The sequence below is a fragment of the Enterovibrio norvegicus DSM 15893 genome, assembly GCF_900115495.1.
In the GTDB taxonomy this organism is placed as follows: Bacteria; Pseudomonadota; Gammaproteobacteria; order Enterobacterales; family Vibrionaceae; genus Enterovibrio; species Enterovibrio norvegicus.
In genome coordinates, this window is record NZ_FOWR01000003.1 from 151,465 (window position 1) to 167,338 (window position 15,874).

General features: G+C 46.9%; 15 protein-coding genes and 1 pseudogene. 10 read left to right on the forward strand and 6 right to left on the reverse strand.

Annotated elements, in window-relative coordinates:
* The first annotated feature begins 394 nt into the window (after positions 1-394).
* The 3 genes from BM082_RS03035 to BM082_RS03045 all read left to right on the forward strand — a co-directional run bounded on the left by BM082_RS03035 (position 395) and on the right by BM082_RS03045 (position 4,177).
* Positions 395-805 (forward strand): hypothetical protein, encoded by a 411-nt coding sequence (locus BM082_RS03035; protein WP_017008688.1) that lies wholly within the window; start codon positions 395-397, stop codon positions 803-805.
* Positions 806-891: 86 nt separating this feature from the next.
* Positions 892-2,658 carry a GGDEF domain-containing protein gene (locus BM082_RS03040; protein ID WP_244275908.1) on the forward strand — a complete coding sequence of 589 codons (1,767 nt, stop codon included), beginning with the start codon at positions 892-894 and terminating at the stop codon, positions 2,656-2,658.
* A gap of 289 nt (positions 2,659-2,947) precedes the next feature.
* Positions 2,948-4,177, forward strand: a complete 1,230-nt coding sequence (locus tag BM082_RS03045; protein WP_074925240.1) for a glycosyltransferase family 4 protein — start codon at positions 2,948-2,950, stop codon at positions 4,175-4,177.
* A gap of 17 nt (positions 4,178-4,194) precedes the next feature.
* Here BM082_RS03045 and BM082_RS03050 read toward each other — a convergent pair whose 3' ends face one another.
* The 6 genes from BM082_RS03050 to BM082_RS03080 form a co-directional block, all read right to left on the reverse strand.
* Positions 4,195-4,893 carry a UTRA domain-containing protein gene (locus tag BM082_RS03050; RefSeq protein WP_074925242.1) on the reverse strand — a complete coding sequence of 233 codons (699 nt, stop codon included), beginning with the start codon at positions 4,891-4,893 and terminating at the stop codon, positions 4,195-4,197.
* 235 nt (positions 4,894-5,128) lie between these two features.
* Positions 5,129-5,443, reverse strand: coding sequence for a hypothetical protein (locus BM082_RS03055; protein WP_017008693.1), 315 nt, complete (start codon positions 5,441-5,443; stop codon positions 5,129-5,131).
* A gap of 280 nt (positions 5,444-5,723) precedes the next feature.
* On the reverse strand, positions 5,724-7,082 hold the full coding sequence (locus BM082_RS03060) for a sigma-54-dependent Fis family transcriptional regulator (RefSeq protein ID WP_017014817.1): 1,359 nt from the start codon (positions 7,080-7,082) through the stop codon (positions 5,724-5,726).
* A 748-nt stretch (positions 7,083-7,830) separates the two neighbouring features.
* Positions 7,831-8,289, reverse strand: coding sequence for a riboflavin biosynthesis intermediates N-glycosidase (locus BM082_RS03070; protein WP_017014819.1), 459 nt, complete (start codon positions 8,287-8,289; stop codon positions 7,831-7,833).
* Between the two features lie 87 nt (positions 8,290-8,376).
* Positions 8,377-8,799, reverse strand: coding sequence for a hypothetical protein (locus BM082_RS03075; RefSeq protein WP_017008697.1), 423 nt, complete (start codon positions 8,797-8,799; stop codon positions 8,377-8,379).
* Positions 8,800-8,969: 170 nt separating this feature from the next.
* Entirely contained in the window at positions 8,970-9,446 is a 477-nt protein-coding gene (locus tag BM082_RS03080) for a hypothetical protein (RefSeq protein ID WP_241902490.1), read from the reverse strand.
* Positions 9,447-9,621: 175 nt separating this feature from the next.
* Between BM082_RS03080 and BM082_RS03085 the strand changes: the two are divergent.
* From BM082_RS03085 to pgl, 7 genes and pseudogenes are all read left to right on the forward strand, one after another.
* Positions 9,622-9,909: pseudogene (locus BM082_RS03085) on the forward strand (MerR family transcriptional regulator); the annotation flags it as partial.
* Positions 9,910-10,133: 224 nt separating this feature from the next.
* The gene (locus tag BM082_RS03090; protein WP_017014822.1) at positions 10,134-10,733 is read left to right on the forward strand and encodes a pentapeptide repeat-containing protein; all 600 of its coding nucleotides are present in this window, start codon (positions 10,134-10,136) and stop codon (positions 10,731-10,733) included.
* A 70-nt stretch (positions 10,734-10,803) separates the two neighbouring features.
* Positions 10,804-11,400, forward strand: coding sequence for a DJ-1/PfpI family protein (locus BM082_RS03095; protein ID WP_017014823.1), 597 nt, complete (start codon positions 10,804-10,806; stop codon positions 11,398-11,400).
* Between the two features lie 160 nt (positions 11,401-11,560).
* Positions 11,561-11,956 carry a hypothetical protein gene (locus tag BM082_RS03100; protein WP_017014824.1) on the forward strand — a complete coding sequence of 132 codons (396 nt, stop codon included), beginning with the start codon at positions 11,561-11,563 and terminating at the stop codon, positions 11,954-11,956.
* A 284-nt stretch (positions 11,957-12,240) separates the two neighbouring features.
* Positions 12,241-13,077 carry a calcium-binding protein gene (locus tag BM082_RS03105; RefSeq protein ID WP_017014825.1) on the forward strand — a complete coding sequence of 279 codons (837 nt, stop codon included), beginning with the start codon at positions 12,241-12,243 and terminating at the stop codon, positions 13,075-13,077.
* A gap of 551 nt (positions 13,078-13,628) precedes the next feature.
* Positions 13,629-15,128, forward strand: coding sequence for a glucose-6-phosphate dehydrogenase (gene zwf / locus BM082_RS03110; protein ID WP_017008704.1), 1,500 nt, complete (start codon positions 13,629-13,631; stop codon positions 15,126-15,128).
* Entirely contained in the window at positions 15,125-15,865 is a 741-nt protein-coding gene (gene pgl / locus BM082_RS03115; RefSeq protein ID WP_017014826.1) for a 6-phosphogluconolactonase, read from the forward strand. Before zwf ends, pgl begins: the two co-directional genes overlap by 4 nt.
* Positions 15,866-15,874 lie beyond the last annotated feature (9 nt).

Here is a 15,874-nt window from a genome sequence, read left to right on the forward strand (position 1 = left end):
AGGGAAGCGGCATTCTACATGAAACTAAAGATATTCCGATGGATTATCGTTGTTGTACTCGTGATCGGTGCATTTGTACTCGGCATCGAGTTTCAAAAATTTACCGAACCAGATTCCTGCCTTGATATGGGTGGAGACAAAGGCATAGGCAGTCATCAAATATGCATCTCCACTGATCACGACTAATCCAAACTCGAAACAGTCGTGAAAGTCCAAGCCAAACATATGCCAACATAGGAATAACATTTTCGTCGTAAATGCGTTTTATTTGTTCAAACGATACACATGACACGCTTTAAATGACTTTATAGACAAGATCTGCCTTAAAAATGCGGTAGACTTTAAAGACTGACTGTAAATTACTGAAAGAGTTGTCAGTACTTTGGAGTGAAAGATGGCTAAACCATTTCCCTGGGGAATGAGTCGTACAGGCGGTAAACCGTTTGAATTTGACTTCTGGCATTGGCAAAGCGCAATGCAACCCGGATTACATCAGCGAAACTATCAATGTCTATCTGATCGTCATCGCGCAAAACTTGATGTGAATGAGAGTGATCTCAACGGCGCGTCTCAACGCCCCTCTTTTTTATCCGAACACACCTTAGGGTTAACACTCAACTCTTTCAGCGTTCGTGGACGACTCACCCGTGTCATGGATCACGCAGTAACTCTTGCGCCAGTTTTTGCGAAAGCAACGCGACGCCAGCCTCAGTATGACCACCAACAGAACTCGAAAAAAGGAGTGGCGATGCTTACAAAGCACCAAGCTGCCACTGCTCAATACGTTAAGAGCCTTGCATGCTGAAAAAGTTATTCAAGTTGCGTAGAAGCATACAAACACAACTGACAGTTCTCGTGTTAGGCCTGAGCCTCATTTTTGCGGTGCTTTCAATGAGCGTTCAAGTAGGCATCAACTACTCACACACGGTCGATTGGACAAAATCTTCGCTAGGAAAACGCGTAGGTAGCACCATTTCAGTGCTCAACTATGCCATCAGTAAACAAGACAACGAACTCTTAAACCAACAGCTAATAAGCCTAGCGAGCATGCCGTATGTGAAAAATGCACTTTTGGTCAGCAACACTGGCACACAGCGTTGGGCTTACCCAGAAGATGCACCGCTTGCTGAAGCCTATTTCTCACGTTATAGCATCAGTGATGGCACAAGAAACGCGGGCTTTATCGAAGTCTATTTAGATCTGAATGCCATAGAGTCTTCTGCCATCACAAGTGCAAGCTCAGTGGCCATGGTTTATCTGCTTGAAGCCTTCGTGATCGCACTGCTACTGCTGTTTATTGTTCAGCGCACCTTCACCAGCCGAATGAAAACGCTGGCAGAACACGTCGATAAAATAGACCTCACCAAAGTTGGTAAACTTGTTCTGCCTGACGCACTGATCAAATGTGAAGATGAGATCGGCCAAGTCTCTAATTCCGTGCAAGCACTGTATCAACGTGTTCGTGCCGACTTCATCGAGAAAAAGCTGGAAGAGCGCACACTGAGACAGCACAAAACCTTGCTGGCAGAAGAAGTGAATGCAAGGACATTAGAACTAGATTGGCAGAACAAAGCGAACAAACTGTTGGCTGACCTATCGCTACGCCTGCTCAAAGGCCATAAAACCGATGTTGAAAACGATGTACGAGCAAGCATGTCACGCATGGCATCCTTGCTCGAAACTGACCACATCTTTTGGTTGGCCTTTGACTACAACAACGTGCAGTATCGTGCCTCATACCCAGAATTTAGTGATGAGCCAGACATCGATTTCACCGACATGTATAAGCTCAAACGTTGGTTAATGGACGTGCGTGACACCGCGATCATTGACACCAACAACATGTCAGATCATGCCGTGACCGAGCGTCAGTTCCTTGAAAGGGTTGGCATTCACAGTTTGGCCATGTTCCCCCTCACCGATGGACGTAAGAGTTTCGGCTTGCTCGTGGCAACCAACAATCATTGTTCACTGCGTTGGAATGAAAACAAAGACCTGCTGTTAAAACGTTTCGCTACCATGCTGAGTGAGCTAACGATTCGTGAACGTGACCATGTTGCCATGACCGAGCTTCAAGAAGAGCTCATTCTCGCCAACGAAAGATTGCGTGTTGAAGCGGAAACTGACGAATTAACACGCCTTTTGAATCGTCGCCCTTTCCGTCGAATCATGAACACCGCCTTATATGATGCGGTCGATGAAAAAGCGTCTATCACCATCATGATGATCGATATTGACCATTTTAAAGCCTACAACGACATTTATGGACACCTTCAGGGCGATCGAGTGTTAACGTATGTGGCGCGAGCAATGAACCAGGTAGCAACAGCAAGCAACGCCACGATTGCGCGATTTGGCGGCGAAGAGTTCGCCTTTCTTCTTCGGGATGCAGACCTAGAGCAATCAAAGAAAGTGGCGTGGCAACTTTGTCAGTCAGTGCGCGATTTAAGCATTTCGCACCAAGGCAGTAAAAACAGTGGAATCATCACGGTCAGTATTGGCGGTGTTATCTGCACCCCAGATGGTGAAACCCAACCGAATCAACTGCTAGAAACCGCGGACCAACGCCTCTATAAAGCCAAGCGCGCAGGTCGCAACCGCGCAGAAGTGAAAGAGCTCGATTTAGCCCCCCTTCCTTCAGAAGCGTTCGAATCTTAAGCTGAGTTTCTCTCATTACACATCAATAAAAGCGACGAGCTTCGTCGCTTTTTCGTTTTAAACATCTACTTCAAACCGCCACATTTTATCGAGATAACGCATGTCGGTATTTCCAAAAAAAAGGTCGGACTAACGACACCCTTCCCCCTGAAAATGACACGCCCTCTTTGACCGTCATTACTGCCTACTACCCGCCTTAATTTTGTCGACTTGTCTCTTAAATCAGAAACTTCTCACTCCTCAGCTATGCGAGTATACGCATACGTTCCTAGAGAGTGTTGAGCAGAAGATGATAAACCGAACGGGCCCCTTACATATCTGTCATTTCGTCGATAATCTCGCCGACGCTGAGCAGAACCGTCAGGTGTTTAATGTCATCGGTCAATTCAGCAGTGATGCGTATGAACACACCTTGGTGGTGCTAAAAAAACAGCCGGGACTCAACGTACGTTTCCCCCCTAACACCAGCTGCATTGAACTCACCCCAAAAGGCGTATTGAATTTCGGTGGGTTAAAAGAGTGTCGCCGTGTAATATCGCTGCTGCGACCGGACATTTGCCATACTTATGGTGACAACACCATGGCAATCCAATGGTTTGCTTATCAACACGCCACACCACTGCGCTTGCATACACAATTTACCAGCCCAAGCACATCGGCAGGGTTAGCCCACCTCATCGAACAATGGCGTTACCGCTTACTGGCCCCTCCAACGCATTTTATAGTGACGACCTCTGATGAAAGCGAGCAATGGCTTCTTCAACATACTCAAGTAGAAGAAAACAAGGTAAAGCTGATCCGCTTCGGCATAGATAGCCAACGCCTGTGCCCACCGTTGAGACAGCTCGAGGTCAACACAAAAGAACACATGATTGGCACAGCGCCCGTACCGAGCGACAAATTTGTCATTGGCACATCCATATGCGATGCCGAGCCACAGGACGTTGAACACTTTTTCGAAGCCTATGCGAAAGCGCGACAACGCGACGATGACTTCGCCGATCAGGCCATGTTGCTGGTGTCAGGAAACAGCCCGCACTTACCCGCCTATCGTCAATGTATTGACCGGTTAGCACTGCCTGAAAACGCCATTCGCTTCTGCGGGCTGCTCACTGATAGCTACCAATTCAACATGCACGTTGATTGCTATGCCAGCTTGCACCGCAAATACGTGTTTCCCTCGAAAACCTTAGAAGCCATGTCGATGGGGCTGCCGATTTTACTCGCTAACCAAGACGCTTACCCTCAGTACCAAGGCACAACAAGTCCTGTTCTCTCCTCGAGTGCCACACAAGGAAAATACACCCACGATCGTTTACTTCAGCTGTTTAACAATGTCGCCCAGCGCATGCAGCTAGGCCGCTTAGCCCGTTTGCACATTCAACAGCACCATGATGAGAAAATTCACCAACAACGTTGTGAAGCGCTTTATGTGTTGGCGTATGGGGATCAACTCGGGAAGGAAGCGCGACGATACAACCAAGAAAGACTATCAATAAAGTCCAATCGCGACGCGTGATGCGTTTGGGTATAGAGCTAAAAACCCGCCGACACATTCAGCGCGACCGCGTTGTGTCGCCAATGCTCTAACACCACTTCTTGCACCACACCATCAATGTCCGCATGTGTTCGCGCAATTAACAAAGCGGGAGCACCCGCCGTTGCACGCAATGCCTGAGCAATTTCCTTGTCGAAAGACGTTGAAGCAACGCCATACGTACACTGCGCAAAACGCAGGTGGAAGGTATTAGCGAAAATCACGGAGAGATCTTGAGAGAGGTCATGATCCAGTAAAGAGGGCGTGCTGTCAGCACGGACATAGTGGATGGCGTACATCACAGGACGGCCATCAACCAAATGCGTTCGTTCGATATGGTGAATCTCAGAAAACGGTGGCAGCGCCATCTTCTCTGCCGCTTCTTTATTGGCCATCACGGTCTTTGAGACGACCACGTCCGTTGATGCTGATTTCCCTTGCGCCTGAGCCACTGTATGAATGTGATAAGCAGACATCAAATCAAGCTGTATCGGACGCTCAGCAATAAACCATCCTCGGCGATCTTCACGGAAAATCACCCCTTCAGCTTCCAATAAAGAAAGCGCCTCACGCAGCGTGACACGCGTGGTTTTGAAAGATTCCGCGAGCTTTCGTTCAGAAGGCAGTTTCGTGCCCGCCGCCAGAAGGCCACTTTGGATTTGTTCAACAATGGTGTCTTTGATTTTGATGTACTGCAAAGCAAGCCTGCTCAGTCGTCCAGCATGCGCACTGAACCATAAAAAGTCATGCGTAAAGCATACCTCAGCAAACAAAAGAAAACAGCTTTCGTCTCGTCAGAAATCAGACAGTTAATCGACCAGCCATTCAACCGAACATGACTGCATCATCAAGACACCAATACATCATAAAAACGGTTAGAAGAGCGTGTCATCAATGCTGACCGAAACAGTGCGAGGAAGATGACGTGACAAATCAGCTCCAGTTCACGCCTGCTAATCGGATGATTTCCATACGTTCGAGTTCACGTAACAACTTTTGCGCATAATCAGGGTGGCATACAGAAAGCGCAGATAAGGCCGCGCCGAGAGGGAGATTTTTTTCAAGAAGGGAGAGAAACACACTGGTTGCGCTATCGCACACTAACACGTCGCCCGTCATTGGACTGAACAACACCATTTGGTCACCCGATTCATAGGAACATGCATCTAAAGTAAAATTGTCTGCCAAGCACACATCAACGTCTGCTTTTAGCACTAGATTGTTATCCACAAACTCGGACATTCTCATATCAACACCCCACCACTTTGCTGAGTTAAACCTATCCTTCACAAATCACTCGCATTCCATCGCGTTATACCCAATTAACCTGAGGATTCCGAATTCAGCGAGCAGCTTCATTTTTCTTGGGTATACATCATTAACTGTATAACCTGTGAGGGATTTTCCTTGTGAAATTTAGGGTTACTTTCACAATCGTCGCAGAGGTAAGACGTGAGACACTTCAACGGATTTTCCATCGCTTGCAAACAAAACGCGAACGATGGAAAATTACACATAAAATCATGTGTTAACGTTGAAGAGAGTACTTATCGATCAAGGTGTAGAGAGTAGGACGAGACACACCAAGCAAGTTGGCGGTTTGAGACATGTTCCCCTCAGCACGTAACAATGCACGGGAAACAGCATGACGCTCTGCCTCTTCACGCACTTGACGTAAGTTCAACGGCAAACCGCTGTCTTTCTTCTGTTCCTTGGTCAGCATAAGATCGGCCGTCGCAATCTTATTACCATCGGCCAAAATCACTGCAGATTTCACCTTGTTTTGAAGTTCTCTGACGTTCCCCGGCCAAGGGTGTTCGAGCAAGGCTTCAATCGCATCTTCTGTAAAGCCAAGAATGTTTCTGTTCATGCTGTGACTAAATTCATTCAGAAAAGTCTTTGCGAGGAGCATGATGTCATCCGGTCGCTCCCGCAATGCAGGAATATGAATTGTCACTTCACCAATACGATAGAACAGATCTTCTCTAAAGCGCTTCTCCGCAACACGGCTGCCCATGTCTTGATAGGTCGCACTCACTATCTTCACATCCACAGGGATCGGTTGCTGACCGCCAATGCGGTTCACCATCCTTTCTTGCATGAAACGAAGTAATTTAGATTGGAGTGCTAGAGGCATATCTCCGATTTCATCAAGAAATAACGTTCCCCCTTCTGCCGCTTCAATCTTACCTACCGTGACACGGTAGCCTTCAGACGCAGAACCACTTTCTGTACCAAACAACTCAGCTTCTAACAGATGATCAGGCACTGAAGCACAATTAATCGCAATGAAAGGTGCCTCTCTTCGCGGACCTTTGTCATGCGTAGCCCGTGCCAGAAGTCCCTTGCCTGTTCCGCTTTCGCCCACAATGAGCGTATTAACGTCAGTCAATGCAACACGATCGACCATGCGCATTAGCTGCAACACTTGCGAGCTATTGCCAACAAACTGATCTTCACGTTTTTCCTGTTTACTGAGTCGAGCAAGATCCTTTTCAACTTTGGCAACATGCGCAGCACGCTTCACTACCAGCTTAAGTAAAGGATCGTTCAGCTCGCGCCCCACTACATCAAATGCACCCAACTCGAAAGCCGGTTGCACCGTTTGTGTATTTTCATTACCCACTAAAGCGAGAATCTTATTTTTCTTATCCAGCGCGAGAATATCACTAATAAGCGTAAGGTCAGCCATGACCAAATCGCCCATCACAATCACATGCGGTTGATGATGTCTAAGTGCCGAAATGGCATCAAAACGGCTCGATGTAACCACCGTTCCCATGTCTTCAAGTAATCTTCCCAGACGCCGTAAGTTCTCTGGATCGTCCTCAATAATGAGTAATGTTTGTTGAAGTGATGATGCATCGCTTCTAATAGTATCAACCATGTATCCCCCTTAATGGGCTTTAACACCTGTGTTGAAACCGCTCAAGGCCTACTGCGCAAGGGCAAATCATTGCCCTTAGGAATCGAAGTCAACACAAATCCATGCGTTCGTGTTAGATGCCTTATTTAGCGTGCAATCTCGATAGTAATCATTCGCGCCACGTACAAACATACCCGCAACGCGCAGTACAAGCCAAAACGTCAAAGCCCTTCGCATTGAGCCGTTTGCCCTGTTTCGACCTCTATCAAGATGTTGAAGTCACAAGTGAACAAAATAAACAGGCAAGTTTTTGGCGTTTACTGCTTCATATCATCCAGTTAGAACCTCAAAATCTTGCTTGTCCCACCAGCCATTGCACTGGCTTTTCTTACCTACTGACGGTTTACCATTTAGCAATAATGGAAACGATAACTCTATTGCTAACGCAACCGTCTCTACATTACTTGGCAGCACTACTTATAGAAGCCGAGTTGATTGACAACATGACGGGCAATCATGTCGTCGAAGTCGAAAGCGTGGAAAATCATAACGATTGGAGAGTTGCACTCAGCACATGCCTAGCGTTTTCCAGCATTACATTTATGGTTCACAATAGCAGTGGAGAGACTTGAAGGATGATCAACAGAAGGGAATAACACTGAATTCTTATTTTGTAGGCACATTCTCCGTTTCTAAAAGTCAAAAACCCATACATATCGCATAACATTTCCAACACGACGTACGTATTACTCTACATAAACCCCAGATATTACAATGATAAAACGCTTTGCGTTGTTGCCAACTTCTCACGAACGTCCATCAAAATTTGCCCAAGTTTATTCTCACCGACACCGTCACGATCGATGCCCCAAAATGCATCACAGGGAGAACATTCCGCGAGAAAACGCTCCTTCGTTGCCAAAAGTTGTTGCTTTAAGTCATCGTGTTGCTCAAATTTTTTCATCACGACCAGGCGCATCACATCCACACGAATGTCCATCCATTCGTCGCACACCGCATCGGCATATTGGCGGCTCAAACGGAAAGCATCGTCGGGGGTGGGGGCTTGCTGAATCACGTTGCGAATATCTTGGCATTCGAATTTCTGCGCATGGTAATAATGCTCAGAGCACAGCCACGTTTGACCATCAATAAGCAAGGGTGCGAGATAAAAATTTGAAAGGAAACCAAACGGGTCGTCAGGCTCATAGAAGTAGATTGTCGACATGTGTACCACCTAAGTCATTGGAACTTTCAGCGTTAATGATAGACAACACAAGAACAAAAGCGATGTGTCAAATTCTAACGTGTGACGTTAAGACTTTTTATGGCATTCGTAGAGCTGTTCAATGGAGTAATTAAAAAGCGGTTTAATTTTCGATTTCGCTTCCGAAATCGACACTTCTTCAAAGGGAGTATTGATCGTTTTCTTTCCAAAAATACCAAGAAAGCCCTTATCTAACACCAACCAGAAACACAACAAGCCTTTATCTGGCTCTGTTGGCACCAATTGAAAACACGCGTACTTGTCGTCTTCATCCCCGACAGTGAAAAACAACCCACCCCCTTCTCCGTGCTCTTCAAACAACGCGACTTCTTCACGCCACGGATACTTATCAATCAGATCTATCGCATCATGATAATGCGATGTTTGCACTTCAACGTGCTGCATTTCAGGGTGTTCACCACGGAAAGAATAGAAAACATTGACCATATCAGCCTCTAAAAAGCGAAACATCAAGATCCAAACGCGCAGTGATAGACACGTCGATCAGACCTTATTCAAATGGTGTAGACCGTTATTAAATTGTGTAGATAAAGGCAATGTAAACGATATGTTACTCATTCGCGACAGTCGACACGAAGCATTCGTACCAAGTCTCGAAATTGCAAAAAAATTAAAAATTATCAGACAGATACACGAGACATTGACCAATGTCCATTGCACGCGGCATTGCTCACACCCCACTCTCCCGTTAACGCATCATGGCTCGCACTCCCTGAAAAGTGATAGCCCCACTGCATGCTGTCGCTGTAGATTTCCAGTTCTCCGGATTCCGAAATCCAGCCTTTAAGGGTCGAATTGTCATGTGAAATGTGGAAAGAAACGAACCCGTTACGAATCGTGCCTAAAACCTCTGAGGGTGGGCACTTGCGCTGGCTATTTTCATCGACATGCTTTCCTTCCCATGTTCCATCAAAACTTGTCGTCGGCGTAAAAGAGGGGGCGATAGGCAACGCAACCTGAAAAGCTGTTGCTGGCAGTGCCGAACGGGCAGACTCAAAGTACAAGCTGATAAAAAACAATCCAATGAGCGTATAAAAGAACGGATACATTAAGCTAACAATCCCTTTTCCCTGAAAGGTATATCCAAACAACCGCATGGCTGCAATATCTTTGCTTTGTGATGAATGGCTCTTTCGCCACGGCCGCCATTATAGGTACAGTGTATTTTAAAATCAAATTTGGATATTAATCGCGCAACCAATAAAAAATTACACTTTCATATGGAAAAAATTAAAACAAGAGCCCCCCTCTTTATGACGAAGAAACATGAAGATGCGAGACCAATTCAACGCCTTGGAAAACGAAATCCAACGGTTACGTCAGCAGCAAAAAGCCATTGTCATCTTGTTAGAGCAACCAAGATTACTGGAGCAAAACATGGTAACCAAAGAACGCTGGGTCGACATTATGGTCGCAGCAGGCATGCGCGAAGAAGACATGATGAACTGGCACAAGCAATTCGAAAAGATGGTGCCCGATGCGCACCAAGAGTTTCTTGAATCGCTAAACATCGACGAAAAAGAAATTATCAAGATCCGCACTTGGTCAAAAGAATCGTAACGGCATCTCCTAACGCAGAAACGTACATTAAACGGTCATCATGGCCGTTTTTTTTGCTTCTACGTTGGTCAGAGAAAAAGGCGCGATTCAACATTCTCGCGCATTTTTCCCCAAAAAAGAGTGTGTCGTTGCAGCCTGCTAATCACCTCCCATAAATCCCTAGACACACCGTTATCTTGCGTTTTAAATACCCCTCTTGTTTGCGGATATCTTCTGAGGAAACCGTGCAAACCATCGAAAGCAATAACGAGTATTACAACGAAACGTTCAACAAGCTTGAACTCAACGATGAAACCCTCACGCAGTGTGAATTTGAAGAATGTGAGTTCATTGACTGCCACTTTTCATCCACCGAGTTTCGCAGTAGCAAGTTCATCAACTGTACCTTCACCCGCTGCAACTTAAGCTTATTAAAAATCCCTTTTTCTAAGTTTAACGAGGTGGTGTTTAACGCCTGTAAAATGGTGGGCATTGATTGGACAAGGGCAGAATGGCCAACGTATCGCGTTGATGCCGAGCTGAAATTCACGCAATGTATTCTGACCGACGCCTCCTTTTTTGGCCTCACCCTGCATTCACTCACACTGTCTGAGTGCAAACTGCATGACGTCGATTTCCGTGATGGCGATTTTACCGAATCTACCCTGACCTACTGCGATTTTGACCGCGCTCAGTTCATGCGCACAAATCTACAAAACGTGGATTTCACCGAATCCACCAATGTGTTTTTGAATGTATTGGAAAATCGTGTGACGGGTGCAAAATTCTCTCGCTACGAAGCGTTAAACTTGTTGGAAAGTTTAGGGATTGAATTGGTCGACTAACGCAACGCGGTGAACCCAGAAAGTTAAGCGACCACAAACCGCACACGAGACAGCGCACGAGGGCAGCATCATGAACATTGCCATTCTCACATTTGAAGGTTTCAATGAAATGGACGCCTTCGTCGCGCTCAGTATGCTTAATCGCATGAAATCATTTGGCTGGCGTGTTCACCTTTGCAGCCCAAGTGATCCTGTCACCTCAATGAACGGTGTCACAGTAAGAACTCAACAGTCACTCGAATTTGCGAACAGTGCAGATGCTGTTTTGGTTGGCAGTGGAAAATCATCACGAGATATCGCCAGCAACGGCGATGTGTTGCGCCGCATGATGTTTAACCCCGACAAGCAATGCATTGGCAGTCAGTGTTCAGGCGCTTTAATTCTGTCTTCGCTAGGGCTCTTTCAGCATTCCCCTGCCTGTACTGACGCCACCACCAAGCCCTTGCTCATAGCGTCAGGGGCAACCGTGCTCGATCAAGCGTTTTATGCCCAAGGTAACCTCGCTTCAGCCGGGGGATGTTTGTCTTCTCACTATCTCGCGGCGTGGGTTATTGCTAAATTAGCCGGTCTAGAACACGCAAAACGTGTGGTCGATTACGTCGCCCCCGTTGGCGAAAAAGAAGAAACAGTCGACCGCTGTATCAAGGTCATTAAGCCTTATCTTTAATTGAATAGAAACCCAATAAGTAAGCCAACAACCTTGCCAGTTCTTTCTTGAGGATCTCTTTGCTGCAACAGAGAAAAAGAACCAAACAGTGTTACGCTTCCACACATGCGCAACGCGTATTTTCTTTGCCTTTTTTCTCTACACACTACCGAGATTTTTTATGCGAACTCATCATCGTTTATCAGCGCGTTTGTTTTACACCCTTCGCTGCTTAACCCTAGCTGTGCTTTTTGTGCCGGCCGTTTCACACGCCACCATCTCTCCCGCGCTCATGACCGAGTTAGACAATATGTGCGGAAAAATGAAAGTCTGTGTATCAGAGATGTTCGGTGAGCAAGCGCAAAACGAGCAAATGAAAGCCATGGTGAATGGCATTGCGGATCAAGCCTGTGAGCAAACAAAAATTGAAATGCGCGATATTCCAGATGATCCTGCCATTCAGAAAGCGGCCATCGCCTGCATGCGAAGTGTCAATACGCTTTCTTGCAACCAGTTGACGGAAGATTTTGAAACCCCAGAATGCAAGCAGCTAGAAAAGTTTGACCTAGTACCTTAACGCAAGGCGCTATAACCAGAATGCAATGCGCCAATGCGTCACCTTTTAACGCGCGGCGTATTGCTTCCTTATCACACCTTCACCCGCCAAAATGTGAATAACTGCTCACCTTTAACACCTTCTATTACAAGGCTCACGTTCAACGTCAACACACACGTCTCGTCGATTTATTTATGGTGATATCTCAACTAAACGACACAACAAAAGTGCCCAAGTACCATAAATTAAATCGGTAACATCAAATAATAGGACGTTTAGTTGGCACGGGTTACAAGGAGAGAAACATGACGACGGTGAACGATATTGAGTTTGATTATATCGAGGTCGGAACAACAGGAGATGACCAAATCTCCAGTCTGCAAGGTAGCGATTTACTTAATGGCGACAACGGCAACGACACTGTGATGGGTTTCGGCGGCAATGATTTGCTGCTGGGCGATGATTTTCGATTGAATGAGTACTTATCCGATCAGGAAATCTTCGCACCCGGCGACGAAGCAGAAGACTATCTCGCCATCTTATACACCGCATGGCAAACTTCAAACGTTGCATCGCTTGAAGAATACGCCCCCAATATTCACGACTTTTTGTATGGCGATATCCAATTTCCGCTCTCACTATTTGAAGGTGACGGCGACGATCGCGTCATCGGTGGTGCAGGTAACGATGTGATTTACGGCGGTGGCGGTGATGATTACCTCGGTGGCGGATCCGGCAATGACATCATGATTGGTGTGGCGGGCAACAACGACATGCTCGGCGGCACAGGTGACGACATTGTTATCGGCGGTATCGGCAATGATCGCCTCTTCGGTAACGACGGCGATGACATTCTCGTCGGCACCACTGGCAACGACTTCTACATTGGCGGTGAAGGAAATGACTTCTTTGTTTTCTACGAACAAATACCGTCCGAATCGAGCCATGATCGCGTAGTGGATTACACACAAGGTGAAGACACCATCGTGCTGCTATACACAGGTGATGAGTTTGAAGACCTCAGCCTCATGCAAGTCGGGGCAACCGTGGTGTTGGAACTATCACAAACAAACACAGTGACGTTCAACAATACCCAGCTTTCAGATCTTACTGAAGATGATTTCATGTTCAGCTATGGCTAATGGTTCACGACCAAAACGATCAACATCCTGATCGTCAAAAAGGCGCATCTAGCGTCTTTTTTCATTCCTCTCTCAAGCTCAAGTTTCAGCCCAAGCCAGCTCGAATACCTGTTTTACTGCAACACCCCCTTACTTTCAGTCTCCTATACGTGTCGGTTTCCTAAAATTTGTCTTTGGAAAACGACAGATTTTCGAAGCAACTTCATATAAAATCCCCGCGGCGACGTGATGAAAACGCTTTCAGCGCGTATTCATACCCTCTTGCTTTCGTATCGAACGTCATGCACCGATTGCCTTGTGCGCACACTATGCTTGCAGTGTTTGTGCAGGAAAAAGGCAAATTGATGAAATAGCATTCACGTTGAAAGCGAGTATCTTCAGGTCGTTTGGGTATAGTTCTATGTAAGGGTTGTGTCATCACAATTAGAACGGGGTTCTGCCTATCAGTTTGATAGGTAAAACCGACTATCACTTTTTTCCTTAGTGTTTATAGTTTTAGCACTAAAAAATGAATGACTTGTCTGACGGACTCAGACAAGTGGGATAGCATTATGGTTAAGCCTGAAAATAATTGTATCGTCATCTTTGGGGCCTCGGGCGATTTGACTCACCGCAAATTGATTCCCGCCTTCTATCATCTTTATGCCAATGGATTACTCTCAGAAGAGTTTGCCATTTTAGGCGTTAGCCGCACGCACTACTCCGATGCGGACTTCCAACAAAAGCTTAAAGAATCGCTCACCGCGAACGAGAAAGTCGATCAAGACGTATTGAACGCCTTCTTGGAACGCGTACATTACCAAGCGATAGATACCTCAAACGTCGATGACTACGCCACGCTGAAAACGCGTTTGGCCGATATAGAAGTACAATACAAAACCGGTGGCAACACCACGTTTTACTTGGCAACACCGCCAAGTCTATACAGCATCATTCCAAGCAGCCTTGCTGCGCACGGTTTGAACACCGAAGACAACGGTTGGAAACGACTGATTGTAGAAAAGCCTTTCGGTTATGATCTTGCCACTGCTGAAGAGCTCGATAAAAACCTCCACGATTGCTTCCTAGAACACCAGATCTACCGCATTGACCACTACCTTGGTAAAGAGACCGTCCAGAACCTGCTGGTTTTCCGTTTTGCTAACGGCATGTTTGAACCGCTTTGGAACCGCAACTTTATTGATTACGTTGAAATCACTGCGGCCGAATTCCTCGGTGTAGAAGAACGAGGGGGTTATTACGACGGCGCGGGTGCAGTGCGTGACATGTTCCAAAACCACCTATTGCAAGTGCTTGCCATGGTTGGCATGGAACCGCCAGCGGTTATCAATGCAGATTCTATGCGTAACGAAGTGGTGAAAGTGCTGAACAGCCTACAACCGCTGACCGAAGAAAAGTTGCAGAAGAATCTGGTATTGGGACAATACACAGAATCTGACGTTCGTGGCGAGCACCTAAAAGGCTACCGCCAAGAGAACGGCGTGGCAGACGATTCGCGTACCGAAACTTACGTCGGTTTGAAGATGTTTATCGACAACTGGCGTTGGAACGGCGTGCCGTTTTACGTGCGCACCGGTAAGCGTTTGCCAACCCGCGTGACCGAAGTGGTGATTCACTTCCAGAAAACACCGCACCCAGTGTTTGGCGCGAATGCCCCTGAGAACAAGTTGATCATTCGTATTCAACCTGACGAAGGCATTCAAATGAGCTTTGGTTTGAAAGAACCAGGCGCAGGCTTTAAAGCCAAAGAAGTTTCGATGGATTTCCATTACGACACGCTTGAAGAAACGCAAATGCTAACGGCTTACGAGCGCTTGTTGCTCGATTCAATGAAAGGCGATGCCACATTGTTTGCCCGTACAGATGCAGTAAGAGCATGTTGGGAATTCGTACAACCCATTTTGGAATACAAGGAAAACCCAGAGCACCTATACGGCTACGCCGCAGGGACATGGGGGCCGAAAGAAGCCGACGAACTGCTTGATGAAGAAGATCGTTCATGGCGCTTCCCTTGTAAGAACCTAGCAAGCACGGATTATTGCGAACTATGAGTAATATGAATTACCGCGTGTTTGACGACAGCCAACAGGTCGTTGAAGCATTAGCAAATAGCCTGCTGGAATACAGCGAAATGGCTCGCCCTGTGCACATTTCCCTGTCTGGCGGCAGCACGCCATCACAGCTTTTCAGCTACTTGGCGAACTCTGATTACGCGACTCGTATTCAGTGGCAAAACCTGCACTTCTGGTGGGGCGACGAACGATGCGTCGCGCCAGAAGATGAGCAAAGCAACTACGGCCAAGCCAAAGGCCTATTGTTTGACCACATTCAAATCCCAGCCGAAAACATTCACCGCATTCGTGGTGAAGATTTCGCAGCAGCCGAAGTCATCCGCTTTACGGAAGAAATGCTCGACACCATTCCGAACGCAGAAGGCGCCGTGGATCAAGAAGGCGTGCCTGCTTTCGATTGGATCATGCTGGGCATGGGCACAGACGGCCATACCGCCTCATTGTTCCCGGGCAAAACAGATTACAAAACCACAGAGATCGCGACCATTGCGTCACACCCTGAGAGCCACCAGCTCCGTGTGTCAAAAACCGCGCATCTTTTGGAAAACGCAAAACGCATCACCTACTTGGTGTTAGGCGCAAGCAAAGCAGCCGTCCTAAAAGAGATTGCTGACAACGCGCCAGCGGCAGAGGCCTACCCTGCTGCACACGTTCGCTCAACAGCGGGCACCACCGAGTGGTATTTAGATTCAGACGCAGCGAAAGAGCTGGCCTAAGGAGAAATG